The 24,444-nt window shown below is 46.7% G+C and carries 27 protein-coding genes and 4 tRNA genes; 16 read left to right on the forward strand and 15 right to left on the reverse strand.

The window, feature by feature from the left end; translation table 11 throughout:
* Positions 1-10: 10 nt before the first annotated feature.
* The 9 genes from BLR73_RS01080 to BLR73_RS01120 all read left to right on the forward strand — a co-directional run bounded on the left by BLR73_RS01080 (position 11) and on the right by BLR73_RS01120 (position 9,252).
* Positions 11-484, forward strand: a complete 474-nt coding sequence (locus BLR73_RS01080; protein WP_013065379.1) for a helix-turn-helix domain-containing protein — start codon at positions 11-13, stop codon at positions 482-484.
* Between the two features lie 44 nt (positions 485-528).
* Positions 529-2,436 (forward strand): dipeptidyl peptidase 3, encoded by a 1,908-nt coding sequence (locus tag BLR73_RS01085; RefSeq protein WP_233456481.1) that lies wholly within the window; start codon positions 529-531, stop codon positions 2,434-2,436.
* Between the two features lie 44 nt (positions 2,437-2,480).
* Positions 2,481-3,095, forward strand: a complete 615-nt coding sequence (locus BLR73_RS01090) for a DNA alkylation repair protein (protein WP_073042744.1) — start codon at positions 2,481-2,483, stop codon at positions 3,093-3,095.
* A 62-nt stretch (positions 3,096-3,157) separates the two neighbouring features.
* Positions 3,158-3,667, forward strand: a complete 510-nt coding sequence (locus BLR73_RS01095) for a Fur family transcriptional regulator (RefSeq protein WP_013064934.1) — start codon at positions 3,158-3,160, stop codon at positions 3,665-3,667.
* Complete coding sequence (locus BLR73_RS01100; RefSeq protein ID WP_091858089.1) at positions 3,664-4,935, forward strand: adenylosuccinate synthase; 1,272 nt, start codon at positions 3,664-3,666, stop codon at positions 4,933-4,935. The genes BLR73_RS01095 and BLR73_RS01100 overlap by 4 nt, the downstream gene beginning before the upstream one ends.
* A 3-nt stretch (positions 4,936-4,938) precedes the next feature.
* A complete protein-coding gene (gene hisS, locus BLR73_RS01105) occupies positions 4,939-6,303 on the forward strand; it encodes a histidine--tRNA ligase (RefSeq protein ID WP_033150892.1) in 1,365 nt (454 codons plus the stop codon).
* Positions 6,304-6,371: 68 nt separating this feature from the next.
* Positions 6,372-7,193: a rhamnogalacturonan acetylesterase gene (locus BLR73_RS01110; RefSeq protein WP_233456436.1), complete on the forward strand. Its 822-nt coding sequence runs from the start codon at positions 6,372-6,374 to the stop codon at positions 7,191-7,193.
* A gap of 131 nt (positions 7,194-7,324) precedes the next feature.
* Complete coding sequence (locus tag BLR73_RS01115; RefSeq protein ID WP_013064684.1) at positions 7,325-7,882, forward strand: NADH peroxidase; 558 nt, start codon at positions 7,325-7,327, stop codon at positions 7,880-7,882.
* A gap of 41 nt (positions 7,883-7,923) precedes the next feature.
* On the forward strand, positions 7,924-9,252 hold the full coding sequence (locus BLR73_RS01120) for a right-handed parallel beta-helix repeat-containing protein (RefSeq protein WP_091858095.1): 1,329 nt from the start codon (positions 7,924-7,926) through the stop codon (positions 9,250-9,252).
* Here BLR73_RS01120 and BLR73_RS01125 read toward each other — a convergent pair.
* Positions 9,249-9,722 (reverse strand): cytidine deaminase, encoded by a 474-nt coding sequence (locus BLR73_RS01125; protein WP_033150890.1) that lies wholly within the window; start codon positions 9,720-9,722, stop codon positions 9,249-9,251. The two genes, BLR73_RS01120 and BLR73_RS01125, sit on opposite strands and share 4 nt — an antisense overlap.
* Before the next feature lie 77 nt (positions 9,723-9,799).
* Here BLR73_RS01125 and BLR73_RS01130 point away from each other — a divergent pair, with 77 nt between their 5' ends.
* On the forward strand, positions 9,800-10,711 hold the full coding sequence (locus BLR73_RS01130) for a glucosaminidase domain-containing protein (protein WP_091858097.1): 912 nt from the start codon (positions 9,800-9,802) through the stop codon (positions 10,709-10,711).
* Between the two features lie 37 nt (positions 10,712-10,748).
* Here the strand turns inward: BLR73_RS01130 and BLR73_RS01135 are convergent.
* Both BLR73_RS01135 and BLR73_RS01140 read right to left on the reverse strand, forming a co-directional pair.
* Positions 10,749-10,819, reverse strand: a tRNA-Gly gene (locus BLR73_RS01135).
* A 35-nt stretch (positions 10,820-10,854) separates the two neighbouring features.
* A tRNA-Thr gene (locus tag BLR73_RS01140) sits at positions 10,855-10,927 on the reverse strand.
* A gap of 297 nt (positions 10,928-11,224) precedes the next feature.
* Here BLR73_RS01140 and BLR73_RS01145 point away from each other — a divergent pair.
* Positions 11,225-11,590: a hypothetical protein gene (locus BLR73_RS01145; protein WP_013063550.1), complete on the forward strand. Its 366-nt coding sequence runs from the start codon at positions 11,225-11,227 to the stop codon at positions 11,588-11,590.
* A gap of 80 nt (positions 11,591-11,670) precedes the next feature.
* Here BLR73_RS01145 and BLR73_RS01150 read toward each other — a convergent pair whose 3' ends face one another.
* Together BLR73_RS01150 and BLR73_RS01155 are read right to left on the reverse strand one after the other, a co-directional pair.
* Positions 11,671-12,549: a phosphohexomutase domain-containing protein gene (locus tag BLR73_RS01150; RefSeq protein ID WP_176763583.1), complete on the reverse strand. Its 879-nt coding sequence runs from the start codon at positions 12,547-12,549 to the stop codon at positions 11,671-11,673.
* A 72-nt stretch (positions 12,550-12,621) separates the two neighbouring features.
* Positions 12,622-13,524, reverse strand: a complete 903-nt coding sequence (locus BLR73_RS01155; RefSeq protein WP_091858100.1) for an AraC family transcriptional regulator — start codon at positions 13,522-13,524, stop codon at positions 12,622-12,624.
* A gap of 182 nt (positions 13,525-13,706) precedes the next feature.
* On the opposite strand from BLR73_RS01155, the gene BLR73_RS01160 reads away from it, so the two are divergent.
* Positions 13,707-14,882, forward strand: coding sequence for a hypothetical protein (locus BLR73_RS01160; protein ID WP_143010854.1), 1,176 nt, complete (start codon positions 13,707-13,709; stop codon positions 14,880-14,882).
* 24 nt (positions 14,883-14,906) lie between these two features.
* On the opposite strand, the gene BLR73_RS14270 is transcribed toward BLR73_RS01160, so the two are convergent.
* Positions 14,907-15,047, reverse strand: coding sequence for a hypothetical protein (locus tag BLR73_RS14270; RefSeq protein WP_170857791.1), 141 nt, complete (start codon positions 15,045-15,047; stop codon positions 14,907-14,909).
* Between the two features lie 99 nt (positions 15,048-15,146).
* Between BLR73_RS14270 and BLR73_RS01165 the strand changes: the two genes are divergently transcribed.
* The 3 genes from BLR73_RS01165 to BLR73_RS01175 all read left to right on the forward strand — a co-directional run bounded on the left by BLR73_RS01165 (position 15,147) and on the right by BLR73_RS01175 (position 16,666).
* Positions 15,147-15,545: an FKBP-type peptidyl-prolyl cis-trans isomerase gene (locus tag BLR73_RS01165; RefSeq protein WP_013064915.1), complete on the forward strand. Its 399-nt coding sequence runs from the start codon at positions 15,147-15,149 to the stop codon at positions 15,543-15,545.
* Positions 15,546-15,561: 16 nt separating this feature from the next.
* Entirely contained in the window at positions 15,562-16,170 is a 609-nt protein-coding gene (locus tag BLR73_RS01170; protein ID WP_033150888.1) for a YqiA/YcfP family alpha/beta fold hydrolase, read from the forward strand.
* A 109-nt stretch (positions 16,171-16,279) separates the two neighbouring features.
* Positions 16,280-16,666, forward strand: a complete 387-nt coding sequence (locus BLR73_RS01175; RefSeq protein WP_143010855.1) for a hypothetical protein — start codon at positions 16,280-16,282, stop codon at positions 16,664-16,666.
* A gap of 246 nt (positions 16,667-16,912) precedes the next feature.
* Here BLR73_RS01175 and BLR73_RS01180 read toward each other — a convergent pair whose 3' ends face one another.
* From BLR73_RS01180 to BLR73_RS01195, 4 genes are read right to left on the reverse strand one after another with little or no spacing between them, the layout of a single operon-like run.
* Entirely contained in the window at positions 16,913-17,410 is a 498-nt protein-coding gene (locus BLR73_RS01180) for a nitroreductase family protein (protein WP_013064691.1), read from the reverse strand.
* Positions 17,411-17,430: 20 nt separating this feature from the next.
* Positions 17,431-17,676, reverse strand: coding sequence for a hypothetical protein (locus tag BLR73_RS01185; RefSeq protein WP_091858109.1), 246 nt, complete (start codon positions 17,674-17,676; stop codon positions 17,431-17,433).
* Entirely contained in the window at positions 17,660-17,881 is a 222-nt protein-coding gene (locus BLR73_RS01190) for a DUF4250 domain-containing protein (RefSeq protein ID WP_074832646.1), read from the reverse strand. Before BLR73_RS01190 ends, BLR73_RS01185 begins: the two co-directional genes overlap by 17 nt.
* Positions 17,882-17,903: 22 nt before the next feature.
* Entirely contained in the window at positions 17,904-18,533 is a 630-nt protein-coding gene (locus BLR73_RS01195; protein ID WP_013064044.1) for an HAD family hydrolase, read from the reverse strand.
* Positions 18,534-18,718: 185 nt separating this feature from the next.
* On the opposite strand from BLR73_RS01195, the gene BLR73_RS01200 reads away from it, so the two are divergent.
* Positions 18,719-19,531: a carboxypeptidase-like regulatory domain-containing protein gene (locus BLR73_RS01200; protein ID WP_176763584.1), complete on the forward strand. Its 813-nt coding sequence runs from the start codon at positions 18,719-18,721 to the stop codon at positions 19,529-19,531.
* Positions 19,532-19,578: 47 nt separating this feature from the next.
* On the opposite strand, the gene BLR73_RS01205 is transcribed toward BLR73_RS01200, so the two are convergent.
* From BLR73_RS01205 to BLR73_RS01225, 5 genes are all read right to left on the reverse strand, one after another.
* Positions 19,579-19,651, reverse strand: a tRNA-Lys gene (locus BLR73_RS01205).
* A gap of 42 nt (positions 19,652-19,693) precedes the next feature.
* Positions 19,694-19,766, reverse strand: a tRNA-Lys gene (locus tag BLR73_RS01210).
* Between the two features lie 114 nt (positions 19,767-19,880).
* A complete protein-coding gene (locus tag BLR73_RS01215; RefSeq protein WP_091858115.1) occupies positions 19,881-21,365 on the reverse strand; it encodes a DUF5687 family protein in 1,485 nt (494 codons plus the stop codon).
* A 16-nt stretch (positions 21,366-21,381) separates the two neighbouring features.
* Complete coding sequence (locus BLR73_RS01220; protein WP_091858119.1) at positions 21,382-21,978, reverse strand: outer membrane lipoprotein periplasmic chaperone LolA1; 597 nt, start codon at positions 21,976-21,978, stop codon at positions 21,382-21,384.
* Between the two features lie 2 nt (positions 21,979-21,980).
* Entirely contained in the window at positions 21,981-24,425 is a 2,445-nt protein-coding gene (locus BLR73_RS01225) for an FtsK/SpoIIIE family DNA translocase (RefSeq protein ID WP_091858123.1), read from the reverse strand.
* Positions 24,426-24,444 lie beyond the last annotated feature (19 nt).

Here is a 24,444-nt window from a genome sequence, read left to right on the forward strand (position 1 = left end):
AAAAAAGCAAATGGCAAAGTACAACATTATTGAAAAGAAAGAGAAGGCAGCGGCTTACAGAAGTTTGGTAAGCCCCAAAATGATGGACGAGATGCAGGAAAAAATCATGAACATCATCGTCATGCAGAAGAAGTATCGCGACAAGGATTATTCGGCAAAGAAGCTTGCCGAGGATTTAGGCACAAACACACGTTACATCTCGGCTGTGGTAAACGTTCGTTTCCACATGAACTATACTTCGTTTGTAAATAAGTATAGAATCGACGAGGCTATGAGTATTCTGGTTGACAAGCGCTATCAGGATTTGCGCATGGAGGAGGTGAGTGATATGGTAGGTTTTGCTAACCGCCAGTCGTTCTACGCTTCGTTCTATCGCGTGATGGGTATGACTCCACGCGACTACCGTCTGCAGCACCTGGAGCAGCACCCAACCATGAAGGCAACAAACGTAAAACGTGGTCGCAAACCCAAAAATGCAAAATAAGCGTGGAATTTAACTATCAAGACGAGCGTTTTGCAGATCTGCAAATGCTCCGTTATCGTTTGAACGGGTTTGAAAAGCTATCGTTACAGCAGAAAAAGTTAGTTTACTACCTGTCGAAAGCGACACTGTTCGGACGAGACATTACATTTGATCAGTTTGGTAAATACAACCTCCGCATCCGCAAGATGTTGGAGGTTGTATATGTTGATATGAATATGCCGCACGATAACGACGACTTCAAGGCGCTTGAGGTGTATCTGAAGCGTGTGTGGTTCTCAAGTGGTATTCACCATCACTATGGTTGCGAAAAGTTCAAGCCAGGATTCTCGGCCGAGTATCTGCGCGAGGCACTGCATCAGGTTGAAGCATGCAAGCTGCCACTGAAATCGGGCGAAACCATCGACGAGATGTGCGACGAACTCTTCCCTGTAATCTTCGACGAAGAGGTGATGCCCAAACGCGTGAATCAGGCCGACGGCGAGGATTTGCTGCTGACATCGGCCATGAACTTCTACGATGGTGTGACACAGGCCGAAGCCGAAGCTTTTTACGAGCAGCAGAAGCAGCAGAACAAAATGCACGACACACCACCTTCGTACGGTTTGAACTCTACCTTGGTAAAGGAGAACGGCGAAGTGAAGGAGCAGGTGTGGAAAGCCGACGGCAAGTACGGCAACACTATCCGCCATATTATATATTGGTTAAGAAAAGCCTACGATGTGGCCGAGAATGATAAGCAGAAATCAAGCATTACTTTATTGATTATGTATTATCTGACAGGCGACTTGCAGTTCTTTAATCACTATTGTATAGAATGGCTGCAGGATAAGGAATCGGAAATCGACTTTATCAACGGATTTATCGAGGTGTATGGCGACCCATTAGGACTGAAAGGTTCGTGGGAAGGCTTGGTGGAGTATATCGACGAAGAGGCCACTCATCGTACACAGACCATCAGCCAGAACGCCCAGTGGTTCGAGGATCACTCGCCAGTAGATGCGCGTTTCCGCAAGCCTGTAGTAAAAGGTGTGTCGGCCAACGTGATTTGTGCTGCTATGCTGGGTGGCGACGAATATCCTGCTACGGCCATCGGCATTAACCTGCCAAACGCCGACTGGATTCGTGCTACTTACGGCAGTAAGAGCATTACCATCAGCAATATTACCGATGCGTATAACAAGGCGTCGAAGGGCAGCGGTTTCAAGGAGGAGTTTGTAAGCGACGAAGAGACGCTGCGCCTGATTGAGAAATACGGCGACGTGTGCGACGACCTGCATACCGACCTGCACGAGTGCCTGGGTCATGGTAGCGGACAGTTGTTGCCTGGCGTTGATCCCGATGCGCTGAAGGCTTACAGCAGCACGATAGAGGAGGCGAGAGCCGACCTATTCGGACTGTACTATATAGCCGACAAGAAGCTGGTAGAGTTAGGCTTGGTACCCGATGAAGAGGCGTACAAATCGCAGTATTATACGTATATGATGAATGGCTTGATGACACAGCTGATACGTATTACCCCAGGCAACCAGCTGGAGGAGGCGCACATGCGTAACCGCGCGCTGATAGCCCACTGGTGCTACGAGAACGGCGACGTAATCAAGCTGGTGAAGCGCGAGGGTAAAACCTACGTTGAAATCAGCGATTATGCCGAACTGCGCTCGCTGATTGCCCGCTTGCTGGCTGAGATTCAGCGTATTAAGAGCGAGGGTGACTACGAGGCTGCCCGCGATCTGGTGGAGCGTTATGCCGTAAAGGTAGATGCCGAGCTGCACGCTGAAGTATTAGACAGATACAAGAAGCTGAACCTGGCACCTTACAAGGGTTTTATCAATCCGCAGCTGATGCCCGTTTACGATGAAAACGGCGAAATAAGCGACATTACGGTAAGCTACAGCGAAAGTTATGCCCACCAGATGCTGCGCTACAGCGCGGAGTATGGAACGCTGATTTGATGAAACATTAAACATTAAAGATTAAACATTATACTTTAAGATTAATGGATTTAAACCAACAGATAAAAGAGATTAAGCAATCATTCCGCCTGATGATGGACGGAATGGTTGCTGCTTCTATGCGCAATAAAGGCGCCAACTACAAACTGAACTGGGGTGCCACCTTGCCACGACTGAAGGCTAAGGCCGATGAAATCGGACAGAACTACGACTTGGCTATCGCACTTTGGAAGGAGAACGTGCGCGAATGCAAGATATTGGCCACCATGCTGATGCCAGCCGACCAGATGCTGCCTGAAGTAGTAGACATTTGGATGGAACAAACTGATAGTCAGGAGATTGCAGAGCAAGCTTCATTTAATTTATATCAGTATCTGCCTTATGCTGCCGACAAGGCTTACACCTGGATGGCATCGGATAAGGAGCTGTATCAGCTGTGCGGATTCCATATTCTGTCGCGTCTGTTTATGAATAAACAGGAGCCCAACGAGCGTGGCATCAACGAGTTTATCGATCAGGCATTGGCCGCCCTCGAAGGCGACAGCTTGATGGTGAAGAAAGCAGCCATGAATGCCATGATTAGATTTGCAGAACTTGGATTAGTATACGAACGTCTTGCAAAAAGTGCATTAAAAAGGGCTAATTTAGAATTTTTTTAAATAAAGTTTCTTTTATCTGCCCGAAAATGCGTACCTTTGTGCGGTTTTCTTGATAGATTCAGATGAAAGAAAGTGTAATTGTGGCCGTAGAAAGGCTTTTGGACAACTATCTTGAGATGAACAATCATCGCAAGACACCTGAGCGATACACCATCCTCAGAGCCATCTACAGCATCAACGGGCACTTTACACTTGACGACCTAAAAGCCCGACTGGCACAGGAGATGGATTTCCCCGTTAGCAGGGCAACCTTATATAATACGCTGAATCTGTTTATGTCGCTCCGACTGGTAGTTAGGCACCGTTTTCAAGGTACGACCAAATACGAGGCCTGCTACGATAACCAAAGTCATTGTCATCAGATTTGCACCATGTGCGGTAAGGTTACTGAGGTTAAATCGCCTGAGATCAAAGCTGCTGTGGAGAATATGCATCTGAAACGATTCAGAAAAGACGGCTTTACGCTGTATGTTTACGGCGTGTGCAGTACCTGTCAGACTAAGATGACAAAGCGCAAGAAGACAACAACCACGACAAAAAAGAGTAACAACAAGAATAAAACTGAAAAATGAACAAAGGTAAAGTTGATGTCCTGCTGGGCTTGCAGTGGGGCGACGAAGGAAAAGGTAAGGTGGTCGACGTGCTGACCCCTAAGTACGATGTGGTTGCCCGTTTTCAGGGTGGTCCTAACGCTGGTCATACACTGGAGTTTGAGGGTCAGAAGTATGTGCTTCGCTCAATCCCTTCAGGTATTTTCCAGGGCGACAAGGTAAACATTATCGGTAATGGTGTAGTGCTGGCTCCAGACTTGTTTATGGAAGAGGCCAAGGCACTCGAGGCAAGCGGACACGAGCTGCGTAGCCGTCTGCACATCTCAAAGAAAGCCCATCTTATCATGCCTACCCACCGTGTGCTGGATGCTGCATACGAGGCTCAGAAGGGTAAGGATAAGGTAGGTACTACCGGTAAGGGTATCGGTCCTACTTATACCGACAAGGTAAGCCGCACAGGTTTGCGCGTTGGTGATATCCTTGAGAACTTCGAGGAGAAGTACGCTAAGGCAAAGGCTCGCCACGAGGCTATCCTGAAGTCGCTCAACTTTGAGTACGACATCACCGAGGTTGAGAAGAAGTGGCTGGAGGGTATCGAGTACCTGCGCCAGTTCCCCATCGTAGATTCAGAGCACGAGCTGAACAACCTGCTGAAGAGCGGTAAGAGCGTGCTGTGTGAGGGTGCTCAGGGTACTATGCTCGACATCGACTTTGGTTCGTATCCTTTCGTTACATCATCTAACACCATCTGCGCTGGTGCTTGCACTGGTCTGGGTATCGGTCCCAACAAGATTGGCGACGTTTACGGTATCATGAAGGCTTACTGCACACGTGTAGGTGCTGGTCCATTCCCCACAGAGCTGTTCGACGAGACAGGTAAGAAGATTCGCGACCTGGGTCACGAGTACGGTGCTGTTACCGGTCGTGAGCGTCGTTGCGGTTGGATCGACCTGGTAGCCCTGAAGTACTCTATCATGGTGAACGGTGTTACCCAGCTGATTATGATGAAGAGCGACGTGCTGGATGGTTTCGACACCATCAAGGCTTGCGTGGCTTACAAGCAGAACGGACAGGAGATCGATTACTTCCCATACAACATCGAGGATGGTATCGAGCCCGTATATCAGGAGCTGCCAGGCTGGAAGACCGACATGACCAAGTTTACCAGCGAGGATCAGTTCCCCAAAGAGTTCAACGATTACATCAAATTCCTCGAGGCCCAGTTAGAGACTCCTATCAAGATTATCTCTATCGGCCCCGACCGCGATCAAACAATTGTAAGAAAGTAATAAATGGCACAGAAACCTTCTATTCCAAAAGGCACGCGCGATTTCTCGCCAATGGAGATGGCGAAGCGCAATTATATTTTTGATACCATCAAACAGGTGTATCAGCTCTACGGCTTTCAGCAGATAGAGACCCCCGCTATGGAAACCCTCGGCACACTGATGGGTAAATACGGCGAAGAGGGCGACAAACTGCTGTTTAAGGTGCTGAACTCGGGCGACTACCTCTCGAAGGTTACACCCGAGGAACTGGCTGAGCGTAACTCGCTGCGACTGGCAGCCAAACTCTGCGAAAAGGGTTTGCGTTACGACCTTACCGTACCTTTTGCCCGCTACGTGGTGATGCATCGCGAAGAACTGCAGTTGCCTTTTAAGCGCTACCAGATGCAGCCCGTTTGGCGCGCCGACCGCCCACAGAAGGGTCGCTACCGTGAGTTCTGGCAGTTTGATGGCGACATCGTAGGTTCCGACTCATTGCTGAACGAGGTGGAGCTGATGCAGATTGTAGATACCGTATTCAGCCGTTTCGGCGTACGTGTTCAGATCAAGATCAACAACCGCAAGATTCTGACTGGTATCGCCGAGGTAATCGGTGCTGCCGAGAAGATTGTAGATATCACCGTTGCTATCGACAAACTGGATAAGATCGGACTCGACAACGTGAACCAGGAGCTGCGCGAGGACGGCCTGAGTGACGAGCAGATTGAGAAGCTGCAGCCTATCATCTCGCTCGAGGGCACCAACGACGAGAAGCTGAACACCATCGCCGAGGTGCTGGCTACCAGCGAGACTGGACTGAAGGGCGTTGAGGAAACACGCTTTATCCTCGACACACTGAAGACACTCGGACTGAAGAACGAGATTCAGCTCGACCTGACACTGGCTCGTGGTTTGAACTACTACACAGGTGCCATCTTCGAGGTGAAGGCACTCGACGTACAGATTGGTTCGATCACAGGTGGTGGTCGTTACGACAACCTGACTGGTATCTTCGGTATGCCAGGTATCTCGGGCGTAGGTATCAGCTTTGGTGTAGATCGTATCTTCGACGTGTTGAACGCACTCGACTGCTATCCAAAGGATGCTACCAACGGCACCCAGCTGCTGTTTATCAACTTTGGCGAAAAGGAGACAGCTTACTGTCTGCCATCGGTTGCTAAGGCCCGCGAGGCTGGCATCCGCACAGAGATATTCCCTGATTCGACCAAGATGAAGAAGCAGATGTCGTATGCTAACGCTAAGCAGATTCCATTCGTAGCACTAGCTGGTGAGAACGAGATGGCTGCTGGCAAGTTGACACTGAAGAACATGGAGACTGGTGAGCAGAGCCTGATCACTATCGACGAGATTATCAAAACGATTCTTGCTTAATCGTTTATATAACTATCCAATCCCCCTCCGCACGTTGGAGGGGGATTTCTACTAAAACAATTAAAACAATGAAGAAACTTACCTTTTTATTCTTTTTGGGCGGATTGTTGCTCTTTACAGCGATGACTCCCGACAAGCATACCACCATTTTTGTGATTGGCGACTCGACAGCTGCCAACAAGGATACAACTGGTGGTAAGCAGGAGCGCGGGTGGGCCATGATGCTGCAGGAGTGCTTTGATGACGATTACATTGTGGTAGACAACCACGCTGTGAACGGTCGCAGCTCGAAGAGCTTCATCGACGAAGGCCGCTGGGACAAGGTGCTGGAGCGTATCAAACCAGGCGACTATGTGATTATCCAGTTCGGACATAACGACGAGAAGCCCAAAGCCGACCGCCATACCGACCCAGGTTCTACATTCGACTACAATCTGGCCAAATACGTGCGCGAAACCCGCGAGCGTGGCGGCATTCCCGTATTGATGAACCCGGTGGTGCGCCGTAACTTTTTTGTGGTAGCACCTCAGAACGACGACGACGAGAAGCTGCGCACATCTACCTTTAAGGATGGCGTAAAAATGATTGAGGGCGACACGCTTTACGATACCCACGGCCTGTATCGTGTGGCACCAAAGGATGTGGCCACCCGCATGAACTGCCATTTTGTAGATGCCAACACCATTACCCACAACCTGGAGCAGGGTTTGGGAACCGAGGCGTCGAAGAAGCTGCACATGTGGTATCGACCCGGCGAAGAGCCATCGGAGCCAAAAGGCAAGCAGGACAATACACATTATAATATATATGGCGCCAGAGTGGTAGCCAATCTGCTGGCCGATGCACTCTGCCAAGAGGTTCCCATACTAAGTAAATATCGTAAGAAATAACATAATTGCGCAACATTTTAAAATAAATCCAGCAAAATACTTGCGGGATTTATTTTTTATGCTTATATTTGCAGCAGAAGAATATTGTACTAACAAAATATCATGTATTAATAACTAAACAAATTACAATTATGACAAAGAAATTTATCTGTGCTGTTTGTGGTTACATCTACGAAGGCGAGAATCCTCCCGAGAAGTGTCCAATCTGTAAGGCTCCTGCCTCTAAGTTCTCTGAGCTGAAGGACGATGGCGACGTAACTTATGCTACCGTTCATCGTATTGGCGATGGTAAGCCCGAGGGGGTATCAGAAGAGATGATTAACGATCTGCGTGCACACTTTAACGGGGAGTGCGGCGAAGTAGGTATGTATCTGGCTATGGCTCGTCAGGCCGACCGCGAGGGTTATCCTGAGATTGCAGAGGCATTTAAGCGTTATGCTTTCGAGGAGGCTGATCACGCTTCACGTTTTGCTGAGCTGCTGGGCGAGTGCGTATGGGACACCAAGACCAATCTGGAGAAGCGCGCTGCTGCCGAGGCTGGTGCTTGCGAGGATAAGTTCCGTATTGCCAAGAACGCTAAGGCTGCCGGATTCGATGCTATCCACGACACCGTTCACGAAATGGCTAAGGACGAGGCCCGTCATGGTGCAGGCTTTGCAGGACTGCTGAAACGCTATTTTGGCAAGTAATCTACACAATAAATTAAAGAATAATCCGTTTTATCATTAAGATGAAACGGATTTTCTTTTTTATATCACTGATATTAGGCCTGGTAGCCTGCGCCGATGACGACTCGTTCTCGACCAGTACAGGCTTGCGCCTCGATTTTCCTTCGGACACTATCAAACTCGATACCGTATTCAGTCGTACGGCATCTTCTACCTATACCTTCTGGGTAAACAACCGCAATGACAATGGCGTAAAACTGCAAAGCGTACGCTTGAAACGCGGCAACCAGACCGGCTTTCGCGTAAATGTGGATGGCATGTATCTGGACAACAACAATGGTTCGCAAACCAACGATGTAGAGATTCGTAAAAACGACAGCGTTCTGGTGGTTGTAGAGATAACGCCGTATGAAACCTATCAGACTGCACCCAAAGAGATTACCGATGAATTGGTGTTTTTAATGGAGAGCGGTACCGAACAGAGCGTTTGTTTGAAGGCATGGGCTTGGGATGCCATCAAGTGCGAGCAGCCTGTGATTGAGCGCGACTCGGTGATAGAATCAGATAAGCCCTTGGTGATTTACGGCGATTTCATCGTAAAGGAAGGAGCACACCTCACCATCCGTAACACCACACTTTACTTCCATGCCGACGCTGGGATGGAAGTATATGGAACGCTGCATTCCGATAACTGCACCATGCGTGGCGACCGTCTGGATCGTATGTTCTCGTATCTGCCTTACGATCGCGTACCTGGTCAGTGGAAGGGTATCAGATTCTATAACACATCAAACAATAACGTATTGAACACCACACAGATACGCAATCCAAATCAAGGTTTGATTTGCGACTCATCGGCTATCGATAGCGTAAGTTATCGCCTTAAAATGCAGCAATGTGTGGTACATAATTGTCAGGGCGACGGCGTAAAGTTAACCAATGCGCACGTGCGCTTGGAGAACTGTCAACTGACGAATGCGATGGGCGACTGCCTGAATATTAACGGTGGAATGGTAGAAATAGTGTATTGCACCTTGGCGCAATTCTATCCCTTTACAGGTGGGCGCGGGGCTGCCTTGCGTTTTACCAACCAAACATCACCTTTATATCATATGATGTGCGAGGGAACCATCATCACAGGTTACGACGATGATGTGCTGATAGGCGAACAAGCCAAAGATAGTGCAGCGTTTAACTATACGTTTGCCCACAGTTTGCTACGAACACCAAAGATTGACGATACAGCCCATTTCAACGATATCATCTGGGAATCGCCCAATGATGAGATTCAAGGAAAAGCCCATTTCATCAAGATTGATGAAGACAACCTTGACTACGATTTCCACCTCGATACTTTATCGACGGCGGCGGGATTGGGATGTTATCGTTAAAACTCTGAGAAAGTGAGCGGCATCAGCTCTCTTACGCCATCAATCACATACACATACTTCTTTCCGTAAAGCAGAATGCGTATGGGGGCTTTGGCACGGGTCTCAGATTCGATGATGACCTGACGGCATGAGCCACAAGGACCAACGGGTTCTTCTTCCAGATCGCCATGAGTACCACGAGCGGCAATGGCCAGCATACGTACGGGCTGATCGGGATACTGAGCACCTGCTGCAAACAAGGCGGTACGCTCGGCACATAAGCCTGATGGATAAGCTGCATTCTCCTGATTGCAACCTATAATTTCAACACCATTGTCCAAACGTACTGCTGCACCTACACAAAACTTAGAGTAGGGGGCATAGCTGCGGCTTGTAGCCTCGATAGCAAGCTCTACCAAGTGGCGTTCTTCAGCACTCAGTTCTTCCATGGCGTACACTTTAATAACCGACTTTAGCTCCAGTTCTCTCATAAAAATCCTATATTTTTCTGCAAAAATACAAATAATTCGAGAGAAATCATTACTTTTGCACAAATAAAATGCATAATATGAGAAAATTTATAGTCTTCATAGCTTTTTTCCTGTCGGTTTCGGCGTTTTCGCAGATCAAATGGAATCAAGCCTATCAACAATATGTAGATCAATATAAGGACATTGCCATCGAGCAGATGCAGCGTTATCGCATACCTGCATCTATTACTTTGGCGCAAGGGTTGTTGGAGAGCGGTGCTGGTAGAAGCGAGCTCACCCGCACCAGCAATAACCACTTTGGAATTAAGTGCAACAACGGTTGGACGGGTCCACGTACGTATCACGATGATGATGCACGTAACGACTGTTTCCGTGTGTACAGCAATGCCTACGAGTCGTACGAAGACCACTCGAAATTCCTGGCTGCCAACCAACGTTACCGTTCGCTGTTTAATTTGAAAACGACCGACTACAAGGGCTGGGCACGCGGACTGAAGGCTGCCGGTTATGCCACCAATCCTATTTATGCCGAGAAGCTGATTGAGATTATACAGATGTATAAGCTCTACCAATACGACAGCGCCAGGGGCTACGACCACTTTATGGCTCAGCGCACCAAGGATCAGGAGGTGGGCGGTGCTTCGCTGCATTCCATCAAGATATTTAATAAGAACTATTATATGATTGCCCGTCGCGGCGACACCTTCAAGTCGATAGGCGAGGAGGTTGGCATCAGCTACCGCAAGATAGCCAAATACAACGAGCGTTATCGCAAGGACAAGTTGGAAGAGGGCGAGATTATCTGGCTGAAGAAGAAACAGCGCAAGGCACCAAAGGATTACAAGGGGCGACTGCACTACGTGCGCGATGGCGAGTCGATGTACACTATCGCCCAGAAGTACGGTATCCGTTTGAAGAATCTGTATAAGATGAACCATCTGACGCCCGACTACCAGATTCGTGTGGGTGATGGTTTGCGCTTAAGATAAAAAAATAGTAGGGGGCTCAGTGCCCTCTACATCTATGAGCGGAATACGGGAATCGAACCCGCCTCCCAGGCTTGGGAAGCCCGTGCACTACCGATGTGCTAATTCCGCAACACTGAATAAGATCACAGATTTTTGCTGAGGAGAGCCGATAGCCGGACTCGAACCGGCGACCCACGCATTACGAATGCGTTGCTCTACCAACTGAGCCATATCGGCAGGTCTCCTTTAGCGGGTGCAAAAGTAACATTTTTATTTGGTACCTGCAAATTTTACGCCTTTTTTTTTCGTTTAAGCCTGATTTTTTGTGTAATCAGCACACTGTTGAGATAAATCAATGTTTTGATTTTGGTCAATAAAAGGACTGTGTTCGCACACAAAACACACAAAGTATGCTCATTCTATCAAAAATCGTCGTACCTTTGCATCGTCGAAAGACATAAAGGATAACTACAATAGGTAAAAGTAGGGCGGCAAAAAAGACCGTTCCGAGTAAAGAAAAGAAAGGGTAAAAAGATGAAAAAGATATTTTTGACAATGATTGCTTTGCTGTGCATGACTACAGCTTTTGCAAAGAACGAAGCAGCAGCCCCCGAGGCAACAAACGTTGCTGCTTATGATTTGAACATCAATATCAACAGACTCTCAGACGCTCTGAATCTGACAAACGATCAGAAAGAGGCTGTAGAGAACATCTACAACATGTTTAATACTGAGATGAGTTATGCTACACAGTACAGCAGTAGCGAGCGCGAGATTATGGTTAAGCGCGCTATCGATACTGATGTGAAGCATATGAGCTACGTACTTAACGACGAACAGATGAGTAAGTACATGGCCATTCTCAATGCCACGATCAAAAACCGTGGAATAATAAAGTAAGAATTCATATTTGTTTTTAGTTAGTAATTGGTTAGTCTATTTCTGGGGTATTCGTGAGAATACCCCTTGAATTTTTTATGTCATATATGTATTTTACGGATTAACAGAATATCCTTCTGCAGATTGTAGATAAACAGCAGCAGTTGGTTGGCCAGATTATCAGCATTCTCAAAGCTCTTGGCTTCACTATATACGCTAATAGCAGGCGTGGCAGCCGACTTGTGAAGATATACCCAACGATCAGGGAAGTCGATCTTTAGTCCGTCAACATCGCTTATCTGTGCGCTATCGTCGTGTACAAACCGATTCTCAACTCTCTTAAGTACTGATTCTACATCAATACTGGGTGCAAGGTCGATATGATTTTTTACGATGTGGTAGTTGGGTAGGGTACTACGCAGCTGACTAACCGTGCATTGCTTTTGAGCCAGGCTGCTGAGAAAAAGCACAATGCCCACCAGTACACTGCTTTCGTAACTGTACTCGGGATAGATGATGCCACCATTATCCTCGCCGCCAATTACAGCGCCCACCTCTTTTATCTTTTCCACAACGCTTGTCTGACCTACGGCTGATGTGTAGTGGATGCCACCATGTTTCAGTGTTATATCATGCAATGCCCGCGTGCAATTAAGACTGCTAACAGTATGACCTGGAGTACGGCCAAGCACGTAGTCGGCCACAGCAACCAGCGTATAGTCCTGACCAAACATAGTGCCATCTTCGCAAATAATCGACAAACTGCAGGTTTGAGTATCAACCACCAAACCAAGGTCGAACCCATCCTTTCTAGTACGATTCAAAATGCCATACTTATCGTTCTGCAGCATCAGAAAATCAACGTTAAGAGCGCGGAACAACTCTGCCAAAACAATGCAATCGTCAGAGTTAACTGCATCAACACATACATGGAACTTGCGCTCGCGAATGGCATCAGCCTCAACTAATTTTAAATTCAAAAGTGTTTCGATATCCTGTTTAATAAGAGCCATAAATTAATTTTCGTGTATTATTATATAATAGGTGTAGGATTATTTCTTTTCGTCCTGATGATATTTGATGCGATACTCCATCGGCGTCATGCCCGAGTGTTCCTTGAAGTACTTGCCAAAGAACGAGGCATTGGCGAAGTGTAGATCATCGGCTATCTGCTGCATGGTCATATCGGTATATCGCAATCTGTTCTCTATGGCCTGAAGCGTAAAAAAGGCCACTATCACGCTGGGCTTACGGTGCATGGTGTCCATCAGCAGTTTCGACAGATACTTGGGTGTAACATTCAGCATCTGGGCAAACTCATCCACGCGACGTATGCGTCCATCGCTCTGTTCAACCAACTGTACAAAGCGGTCGGCCAGTTTCCTGCCGTGCAGTCCGCTATTATTAATTAGATGGTTATCCTTCAGCATATTATTGCCGCGACGCAGTACCGATAGAACTTCGAGCAGGAAGGCACCAACAATAGAATGCGTAATCTCGGGATAAAGTAGCTGCGAACTGTTACGTATGTGGTAACTAAGTTGCTTGAAGTAAGTCTCGAACAGGGCTGCATCGACTTCGCTCAGTGTTACCTTAGGATTATGCTTGAGCGGCAACAGATCGGCCAAACTATTTTTTACATACATATTCATATTCCACATTTCACCGCGCGAGAACCATAGCTCGCGACAATCAAAGTCGACCGACGACATAAACTTCTCAACCACCGAGTGGGCCATTAATAAAAACAAGTCGTTCTTACTTAACTGTACAGTATGACCGTCGTACTCAAATTGAGCCACACCGGCAGTACAGATAATAACAAGACCATGATCTAAGGGACGTACCCTGCCAGCTGGAACGCCACCAAAGTGCTCCATAACCACCAGTTCGTCGCTGTCGGCTATTCGTAAGCTGCCTGCTCCAGTTCTTGGTTTTAAGTCCTTGATATCCATATAATATTCGATATTTCACGTTGTCGGGTGCAAAAGTAGACATAAAAAATGAGAAATCAATGTTCTTTGTTTCATATTTTATGTTCGTCAGGTGGCATAGGATATTATAATTACACTTTTTATTAGTATCTTTGCAATCGATATAAAAAATATTTAGAAACAAGAATCAATTAATCAGTTTTATGAAACATCATCTCTACATCTGTGTTGCTGCTTTACTGTTAGCGGGAGCTGCTCCCATGCAGGCACAGAAGAAAACCCAAGCCAAAAGCAAAGGCAAAGGTACAACAACAAAAACTAACATTCTTTATGTAGAACCCGAGGAGCGTAACTACGCACAGAACCTGGGTGGACACATGTTCTGGGACTATACCGCCAGAGAAGGAAATGGCTTGCAAACCGACTTTAAAATCAGTAAAGAGGAGCATAAGGCATTGGTAGAGAAATACTCGTATAGCACATACGAGGAAGCTTACAAGAATCTGCCCGTACTGCCTAATCCATCAGAAGTTGACACACGTGAGAAAATGACCCGCTATACAGTATGTGTAGTTGGACCACTGAACGAGGGCGTGAATAACTACGAGCCCGAACCCGAACTGAAAGCAGAAAGCGACAGATTTAATAAGCTACGAATGGAGATTGCCAAGAAGGCGCGCAAAGGTCAGCCATTCGATACCATTCACGTAGACAAGAAATGGCCCCAATATAATAAGGTGCTCGACAAGATGAAAGCTGTTATTACATCGCTTTACAAAATGAATACCGACATTGTGCTTTATACCGAGGCTGCAGATTTCGACAGAGGATCGTGGCTGCTTGGGAAACAGGGCGGTGTACCACGATTCTATTACAATATTTATTCACCACTGGTAAAGCAGATAATTAAAGAGTGGTTCGGGTCGACTGAGTGCAAGCAGGTGCAGGCCATCGAGGACGAACTGCGTGCCCGCGTAGCAGCCGAAAACCCCAAGAAAACACCCGACTGGTTTATAGAGGGACGTAAGCGCGAAGGCGAGATTGTAGCCCAGTACAACCGCAAGCTTTTACAGCGCTGGATTCAGAAATCGCCAACAGCAACCTTAGCATCCTATAAAAATGCCATAGCCAAACTGATAGCCTACAATAAAGAGGTAGAAGCCATACGTGGCAACGATGCCATCACACCCGAATATATCTCGGCACGCTATTCGGTAAAAGGCGGCTTAACCCAGCTGTTCGCCTATTATTATTACCTGATGGACCTCTCCGACATTCCCCTTGTACGCACTCCTGCCACACAAGAGGGCGCCAAGAAGTTCAAACTCGAAGATTCACCTTGGAAACTGTCGTATCCTTATAATTTAAGAAGAGAATAGCCACCAGCGATTGGGGGTAACGCCTCAATCATTAATAAAATTCTTGGTGGTCATATCATAATATAATGCCTCGAGCTCCTGTAGAGTCAAGTGCTCTACAGAGTGCTCGATTATTCGTATCAACTCTTCGCGACGAAAGTCTTCCGACTTCGTGAATTTATCCATGTATCCCATAATTTGTTAATTTTGGGCACAAAATTACACATAAAACTCGAATATTCAGCAAAATCTACTATCTTTGCAAGAAAAATTAAGATATAAAACATGGGAAAACGTGAATATATCCAGGCCAACAAGGATTGGCTGGAGGCTAAAGCAAAAGAGGAGGGCGTAAAGGCATTGCCCAAGGGTATATATTATAAGGTATTAAGCGAGGGCGATCAGACAAGTGCCCAACCAACGGTTCGCAGTATCATCACAGCACATTATACTGGCCGAACGATTAACGGCAAGAAGTTTGATAGCAGTCGTGGTGGTGTGCCTCTGGCTTGCAGGTTGTGCGACCTGATCGAGGGCTGGATCATCGCTATCCAGCAGATGCATGTGGGCGACAAGTGGGAACTCTACATCCCAGCCGAAATGGGCTACGGTAAGTTCTCGCAGCCTGGCATCCCCGGTGGTTCAACACTCATTTTCGAAATCGAACTCTTAGGTATCTCATAACACTACCAAGCATCCGATGGATACCCCAAAGATTCTATTCCTACACGGGTTCTACGCCAGTGGCCAATGCGTGCCGGCAAAGGCACTAAGGGAGGCATTCGATGGCGAGGCTATCGTACTGACTCCCGATCTGCCCCTGCATCCCAAAGAGGCTTTGGCGTTTATCCGCGATATGTGCGACCGCGAAAAGCCCGATGTATTGGTAGGTAACAGCTGCGGATCGTTCTACGCCCAGATGATTGCGCCTGCTATCGGCATTCCCGCTTTGCTTGGTAATCCACATTTCAAGATGACCGAGTTTCTGAAACCCCGAATCGGCGCCCAGCAATACAAATCGCCACGTGCCAATGGTAATCAGGATTTTGTTATCGACGAAGCACTTATCAATGAATTCGCTGAACTGGAAGCCCAGCAGTTCTCTAACGATTCATGCCGTAATCCCGAACGTATATGGGGCCTATTTGGCGAGCAAGATACCTTGGCCCACTTCGAACCGCTCTTCTTAGAGCACTACCAGCACGCATTCCATTTCCCCGGCGCCCACACGCCAACCGAACAGGAAACAAAAACATGGTATGTACCACTCATAAAAACACTCATGAGGGAATATCCTACGCAAGTATAGGGTATTCCCCCATTAAGTATAGGAGTTTTCATTTTCATATCCCACATAATCGTCATATCTTTGCAATGTGAATAATAACTTAATGTTGAACCATTTAAAGATTACGATTATGAAAATGACGATAGTTAGCACTAATCGGCTGATAGCAGCCATGATGATGATGGCAATGACAGCAGCAATGCCAGCAATGGCAGGTAATAAGCATCACAACAACCGCGATAAGAAAGTGGTTGCAGTAGTTGACAAGAAAAAGACGCACTTCGACAGGGTTGATAAGCATACTGCTCACTTCGACAAGAGACATGCATATCATCCAGAGATGAGAATCTGCACATTCAAGCTGAGTCGTCACGATTCTCCTACCAAGATGATGGCGCGGGCAGAGCGTATCAACGGTGTGAAGGATACCAAGTACAATCCACGCACTCGTGAGATAACCGTTCTCTACGATGCCAACAAAACTACAGCGCGTCACATCAAGCATGTAGTAGCATAGACTGGCGATGTTTAAAATCGGTGTAATTTTGTTTAATCTGCGCCAAATAATGTAGATTGAACATAAATAAACGATAAACAAACATTGATCTCCCGTTTTATGTGTACTTTTGCAGCATAGATAATATGGTTAAGGTTTATGGTTGATTAATTTAGTTTTTTAAGTAATTGTACGGAAAAGGTTCGCTGTGAAGCGAGCCTTTTCTCGTTATAATAAAAATAGCCCACCAACGATGGCGGCTATTCATTATTTGCAAATCTGATCCATATCCTTGCGTTTCTTTTCCTTCGCCTCGTCGGCTGCATAACCGATAGGAATCAGCACGGCAGGCTCCTCATTCTCAGCAAAAGTAAAAAGCTGCTTGCATTTCTCGGCATCAAAGTTGCATACCCAGCAGGTAGCCAGACCTTGTTCTGTTGCAGCCAGACACAGATGCTCAACAGCAATAGCTATGTCGATATCGCCATGATGCTTGCCATCCTTGCGAACCCATTCCTCATCGTGCAGGATACTGCAGATAATATACATAGGTGCTGTATTAAACCAATCGCGACTATAGCACTCACGCAGATTTTCTTTTTCAGCATCGTTCTTAACCACACGGAACATCCAAGGCTGCTTGTTCACAGCCGAAGGAGCAAAGCGTACGCACTCCATCACGTAGTCGAGCTTCTCCTGTTCCACACTCTTCTCCTGATAGCTTCTGCAGCTATATCTCTGCTTTACTAAATCTAAAAAACTCATATTCTTGATTTTATATAAAATTATAGCATGTTTTCGAGTATCTCAACCGCTTTGGTGATATCATCTTGAAACTGCTTATGATCGTGTAAGAAATCAGCCCTGCCACCACTGATGGCCTCAAACAGTTCCTGACTCATATCGTCGGCATAGGCAGCAATAGCCATCTCAATGTCATCCTTCTGCCAGTCGAGCGTAGAGTGAACATAGATGCGCTGCTTTTGATGCAGGAAACTATAGGCGGTCTCGATACTATCTTTTGTTATCATTTTGCTCTGAGTTATATCCAATAGGGCGGAACTGACGTTGCTCTTCGCTATACACATATCCATGACCGAACAGGTAATCTTTGATATCTGCGGGTTCAGTTCCAAAATTATAGCAAAGTGATTCCAGCGTGTCAAACTCCTCATCTCTCAGGAGCATGTTCACGCTCGAAACCAATATAGCGGGATCTTTGGGTAAATATTCCATTTTTAATATTCGTAATATAGTATTATTTATCTATGCCTAATAATCTTTCGAGTGGCTCTGTCCAGTCTTCATTATTCTCAGGAAAGAGCGTATGAATACCAAGTGCTTTCGCTGCTTCGATATTCTTTTGTCCATCATCAATAAAGAGCGTTTCTTCGGCTGAAGATTGCTGGCCATCGAGCATCATCCTGAAAATCTCTGCCGATGGTTTCATCTGTTTACACTCGTAACTCAGATAGAGATGGTCGAAGTAATATTCGATAGAGTGGCCATTGCCATCAAACTCGTTACTCTTGGCCCACTGCATCATATACGGATTGGTGTTGGAGAGCAGACATACCTTGTAGCCGAGTTCACGCAATCTCAACAGCATCTGCAGATTCTTTTGTGGTACAGCCTCAACATAACCATGCCAGGCATACTTACACTCATCGTGAGACAACTCACGACCCACAAGCTGACTCAGCTCTGCACGGAACTCTTCAGGCGATATCATGCCTTTCTCCAGATCGCCAAAAATACCTTTCTGACAAAACGCATCCAGATGTTTCCTGGCATCGCGGAGACCAAGCTCCTCGAATCGCTTAACAGCCTGTTCATAGCTCAGGGCTACAACCACACCGCCCAAATCAAATGCAATATTCCTAATCATTATATTACTCATATCATATTGTAATAGACATCTCGGGCTGCAAAGGTACAAATAAAACGTGGTAAAACATCATCATAAACCTGAAACTATCAAAACATATCACAAAGAATTTGAAAAACGACGAGTAATTCAGGGATAATAACTACATTTGCATGCGAATTTGCAACACTTATAATTTCAAAAAAATGAAGAAGACCATACTCTTAACTGTATTTATGCAGTTGATGATTACAGCGAGTGCTCAGACCATTGTACGAGGCAACGTAGTAAACGAACGCGGCGAGGCTGTAGAATATGTCAGCATTGGTTTTGATGAGGATAGTGTGGGCGTGATTTCCGACGCGAAGGGGCACTTTACGCTCACCATACCTGCGGGACGAAATAAGGACTTATCGTTCACGCATGTGTCGTATCAGGATGCTATCGTGCCTTATGCCACCTACAGCAAAGGAAATGATCTGAAGGTAGTACTAAAGGATAAAGTGATAGAACTGGCTGAGGTGGTAATCGGCAAGAAAAACAAAACGAACACGTTATCGGGGCGTTCGCTTGTAAGAATAGGGACAGTAGGATTCATAGGAAACATAAACGGCGACACGGAGTGGGGGCCGATATTCAAGAACAGCAAGGACTATGTACTAAGTGAGATGCTTCTGACCATAGCTAAATGTAAATATGATGAGTGTGTGCTTAGTTTCAATGTCTATGAGCTACAGGGCAAGAAGTTTATCAACATCATGAACAAACCCATATACAAACATATATCACCCGCAGACGATGGCAAGAAATTCAGCGTAAGTCCCGATGAACACATCGTGCTTAAGGGTAAAAAGAAATATTGTATCAGTGTGAGTGTGGTTGACCATAAAGGTAATGGTGGTATATTCTTCCCAGCCAACTATAAAAGCAGCTACGCCCGCAACGCCGTAAAGGGTAAGATGAAAAAACTTCCAGCCTGCCCACCAATCATCGTAAAAGGGTATAAAGTGGAGAACTAATATATACGAAAAAAGCAGGCCTTAAAGGTCTGCTTTCTGTTTCTTAGTACACCCGCAGAGGCTCGAACTCTGGACACCCTGATTAAGAGTCAGGTGCTCTACCAACTGAGCTACGGGTGCATCATTTTGGTGGCTTTTTAGGGCCTGTTTTCTTGCAAAAAGTACACCCGCAGAGGCTCGAACTCTGGACACCCTGATTAAGAGTCAGGTGCTCTACCAACTGAGCTACGGGTGCATCATTTTTTGCTTTGTATCAGCTCTCTTGCTGAATTGCGGGTGCAAAGGTACGACTATTTTTTGAAACCACCAAACTTTTTCGCGATTTTCTTTCAAAAAACTCAAAAAAAGCCTAGAAATCGCGTGTATTCATGAATCCTTCGAGGTTTTCATACCTTCTTTTCATCATTCTAGTGTAAATGTTGCGAATCCAAATGGGGTGTGCAATGATGAATGCCAAACCCACAATACACATAAAAATATAGGTATATGTAAGACCCACTAACAAATATCCGAGACCAGTAATGAGCACAGGACCAAAAAGTGCAAACAACTCGATGACCAACTGCATTCCATTTTCGAAGTTACCCTTAGCTGTTACCTTGAGTTGCAAAGGCAGAGTCTGCTTATTGTAAACCGCCAACTGGAAGATGATGAAATGCAGGAATCCGGCCGTTAGCAACATGTAAGCAAACAGCATCAGTATGGTGTACTTGCCAGTGAAAACGGCAGGCAACATGATAACAAATGGAATAATGAGCACAGCGCTATAGAAAATGAACTTGGCACGCAGCAGGGCGATGATGTTTTCGCGGTGCATCATCAGCAGTTCAATATAGTTGCCTTCCTGCCCCATAATCTTAATCAGGGCAGTTACGCCATAAAGGGCAAAACAGTACAGGCACCAGAAGTTCTGCATCAGCTCGCTGTCGTAAATAGTGGTATAAGCCACCAGCAGCGAGAAAGCAATCACGGCACACAGACTATAGATACAGCGCGTACGCATGGTTTTATTGCGGATGTTCGACTTAAGCTCGATTTTAAGATATTCGCCGATCAATCCGAAGCGATTAAAGAATGCGAACTCTGATACATGGTTGAGTGCACGCTCGGTTTTCTTCGAGATTTCCTCGTACACAAAGATAAACTGCATGTGGCGGTTTACAAAGAACAAACCGCAGATAACCAGCAGCACGATAGGCAGGGCGTACCACGACAAACCTTGAGCAATAATCATATCTACCATCTTATCGAAGGTGTCGGCCTTTGGCGACAGCATCAGCGGTGTAAATGGCAGAGCGTAGAACACCAAACCAGGAATAAGCCACAGCACGCTGCGATTAATCAGTGTACGGAAGAACAGATAAATCTGACTGTTCAAGATCATGAGCAGCTCGCAGGTTACCAACTCGAGCATTACCAGTGGGAAGCTCTCGCCAGCAAACAGCTGGATGATAGAGTAGGGCACAAACATACAAAGCCACAGCAGATTGTAGCCACTCACGTGCTCGCCAATCAAGAAACACTCGATGGCGGTATAGCGCGAAATGGGCTGCAGAATGTAGGGTTTAACCATCATGCCAGGTGTGGTTTGCACGATGAAACGCAGCAGGAAATCGATGGCCATATAAAAAGGCGCAAAAGCCAGCATCATGCCAGCCTCGCCTTTGGCAGCCATACCAACTATGCAACCATACATAATAAGGTAAAGGGCAAACATGCCAGCACCTAAATAAATAAGTAGCTTGGCCCATTTATTCTGCTCGAAGGCAGGACTACGTTTATAACTCAGGTTAGTGTTCTTACGAAGCAGTCGGTACAGTTGAAATTTGTTCATTGTTTAAGTTTTGTTTTTATCTAAGATCGATGATTTCGGCTTTGGGGAAGTCTTTTGAGTTGAAGCGGAACTGACCGTCGGCCAGCTTCTCCTTCTTAATGTTGCTGATATCGAAGGTGGTCCACTTCTTACCCTGCAACATCTTTACCTGCTTGGGCTGATAGTTCTTCTTATCAACGGTAACAAACAGTTCCTTGATTTTGCGCTCACCGCTGTTGGCCAGCAGATGCACCACATAATCCTTACCAGCCGTGTTGATAGTGTAGTTATAACCACGCTTGTACAGATTGATAAAGTTGTAGGGATTGATGGCCTGCAACTGCGCCTCGGTAGGATTGCTCACATTCACCTCATCGTTATTCTTCATGTAGGTCCACTGTGTTTTACCATCGAACCATACGGTGGCCTGAGGTGTGGTAGCATAAAACTTCTTACCTTTGATGGCGATGGTACCACTGGTACTGCCACTGGTGGCACTCATCTTAAAGTTTGCTTTTACGCCCTGTGGGGCAGTGATGGTGGCAGCAGCCTTATCCAATACACTCTTTGCTGTCTGCGCATAGCCTCCTACGGCCAGCAGCGCAGCAACCAGCATCATGCTTAATCGTTTCATTTTTATCGTAAACTATTTAAAAGATTATTCAAACTATTCTCATCCTGAATCAGTACCTCGCGAGGTTTCGAACCCATAGCGGCACCAACCACACCGGCTTTCTCGAGCTGGTCCATCAGTCGGCCTGCACGGTTGTAACCGATAGCGAACTTACGCTGTATGAGTGATGTAGAACCGCTCTGATTCATAACAATCAAACGGGCTGCATCGTCGAACAGCGGATCGAGATGAGCCATATCCACATCTCTATCACCAGCATCACCCATGTCGGCCTCGGGCATATCAGGCTCGGGCAACTCAAATGGTGCACCGTAGCTCTGCTGCTCACTGATGTACTCGTTGATACGTTCAACCTCGGGAGTATCCACAAAGGCACACTGTACACGCTCGGGCTCTGAGCCGCCTACCAGCGCCAGCATATCACCACGACCAATCAGCTGCTGAGCACCTGTACGGTCGAGAATGGTCTTTGAGTCGATACCTGCCGAAACCTTAAAGGCGATACGGCTTGGGAAGTTGGCCTTGATGGTACCGGTAATGATATTGGTTGTTGGACGCTGGGTAGCGATAATCATGTGGATACCCACGGCACGTGCCAGCTGGGCGATACGTGCGATAGGCAACTCAACCTCCTTACCGGCAGTCATAATCAGATCACCGAACTCATCGATCACCACCACAATGTATGGCAGGAAACGGTGACCGTTGTTAGGATTAAGCTGACGGGCAGTAAACTTCTGGTTATACTCCTTGATGTTATGTGCACGGGCTATCTTCAGCAGGTCGTAACGTGTATCCATCTCCTTACACAGCGAGTTCAGGGTACGTACCACCTTGGTTACGTCGGTAATAATTGGGTCGGCATCATCATCGGGCACCTGAGCCAGGAAGTGATTGCAGATAGGCTCATAGAAGCTGAACTCCACCTTCTTCGGGTCAACCAGCACAATCTTCAGCTCGGCCGGGTGCTTCTTATATAATAAAGAGGTAATGATGGCGTTCAAACCAACCGACTTACCCTGACCGGTAGCACCAGCCACCAGCAGGTGTGGAGCCTTGGCCAGATCGAACATAAACACCTCGTTGGTAATCGTCTTACCGATAGCACAAGGCAGCTCCATCTTCGACTCCTGGAACTTCTTTGAGTTCAGGATCGACTCCATCGACACGGTCGAAGGCTTGGCATTTGGTACCTCGATACCAACCGTACCCTTACCAGGCATAGGCGCAATGATACGAATGCCGAGTGCAGCCAACGAGAGGGCGATATCATCCTCAAGATTCTTCACCTTCTGGATACGTACGCCTTGTGCCAACGTAATCTCGTAAAGTGTGATGGTAGGACCAACGGTAGCCTTAATGCTGCTGATTTCAACACCAAAGGTACGCAGCACATCTACGATACGGTTCTTATTTGCATTCTGCTCAGCCATATCGATATAGGGCTTACCATCATTATCATATTTCTTCAGCAGGTCGAGAGTGGGGTACTTATAGTGCTCCAGATCGCGCTTGGGATCGTAAGGCTCGTTGCTCTCCACAGCATCAGCCACGGTCTTGGCATTAGCAGTCTCGGTATCGCCCTTAGCCTCTTCAACCACCATCTCAATCTCGCTGCCTGTAGCTTCGGGCTGCTTAGGCTCGGGCTTAACAGGCTTAGGCATCGGACCTTCCTTAATGTTGATATCCTCGTTCTGGTAGCCCTCGTCGATAACCACAGCACCGCCATTATCGTCGAAAATCACCTCCTGCTTGGCAGGATCGTCGAACACCAGTGTCTCGGCTTCCTCGTCCTCATACTCATTAGTATCCGTCTGCTCACTGCCCTTATTAACAGTAAACTTTACCTTATTATAATAGATGGCGGGGTTAAGCAATTTGCGGATAAAGATAACTGTAGCGGCACTGAAGTAGGTGAGGAAAGCCACAGCCACCAGAATAAGCAAGGCTGTAAGACCAGGTGCACCCACCAAGTTGCCAATAAAGCTGCTGATATACAAACCGTGATCGCCACCAGGATTGTAGCTAGCGTTGGCAAACAATGGCTCCAGGAATGTGGCCAGTGCAACCGATGCCCAAATCATGAGCAGCATCGAAGCGAGTGCCCACTTAAGCAGGTTTACACGATAGGCTTTCATCAGGTGTATAGCAACCACGAACAGCAGTACCGGTATCAGGAATGCCGGCAAGCCAAAACAGTGCTTAATAAAGAACCACGATGCATAGGCACCCAACGAGCCACAGGTGTTGGCAAACTCATGATGTTCGTTCATCAACTCACCGGCACGCGGTTCCTCTATCAGGGTTTGGTCGGCCGCACCCGTTGTAAAGTATGACACGAATGCGAAACACAGGTAGATAGAAATACCAAATATGATGGCACCGAGAATAAAGCTCAAGCGCTCTTTATTTTCGTTGTTTGAGTTCTTTTTCTTTCCTTTCTTCATATAGTTTATGATATTTTCG

This window comes from Prevotella sp. khp1, assembly GCF_900102205.1.
GTDB lineage: Bacteria > Bacteroidota > Bacteroidia > Bacteroidales > Bacteroidaceae > Prevotella > Prevotella ruminicola.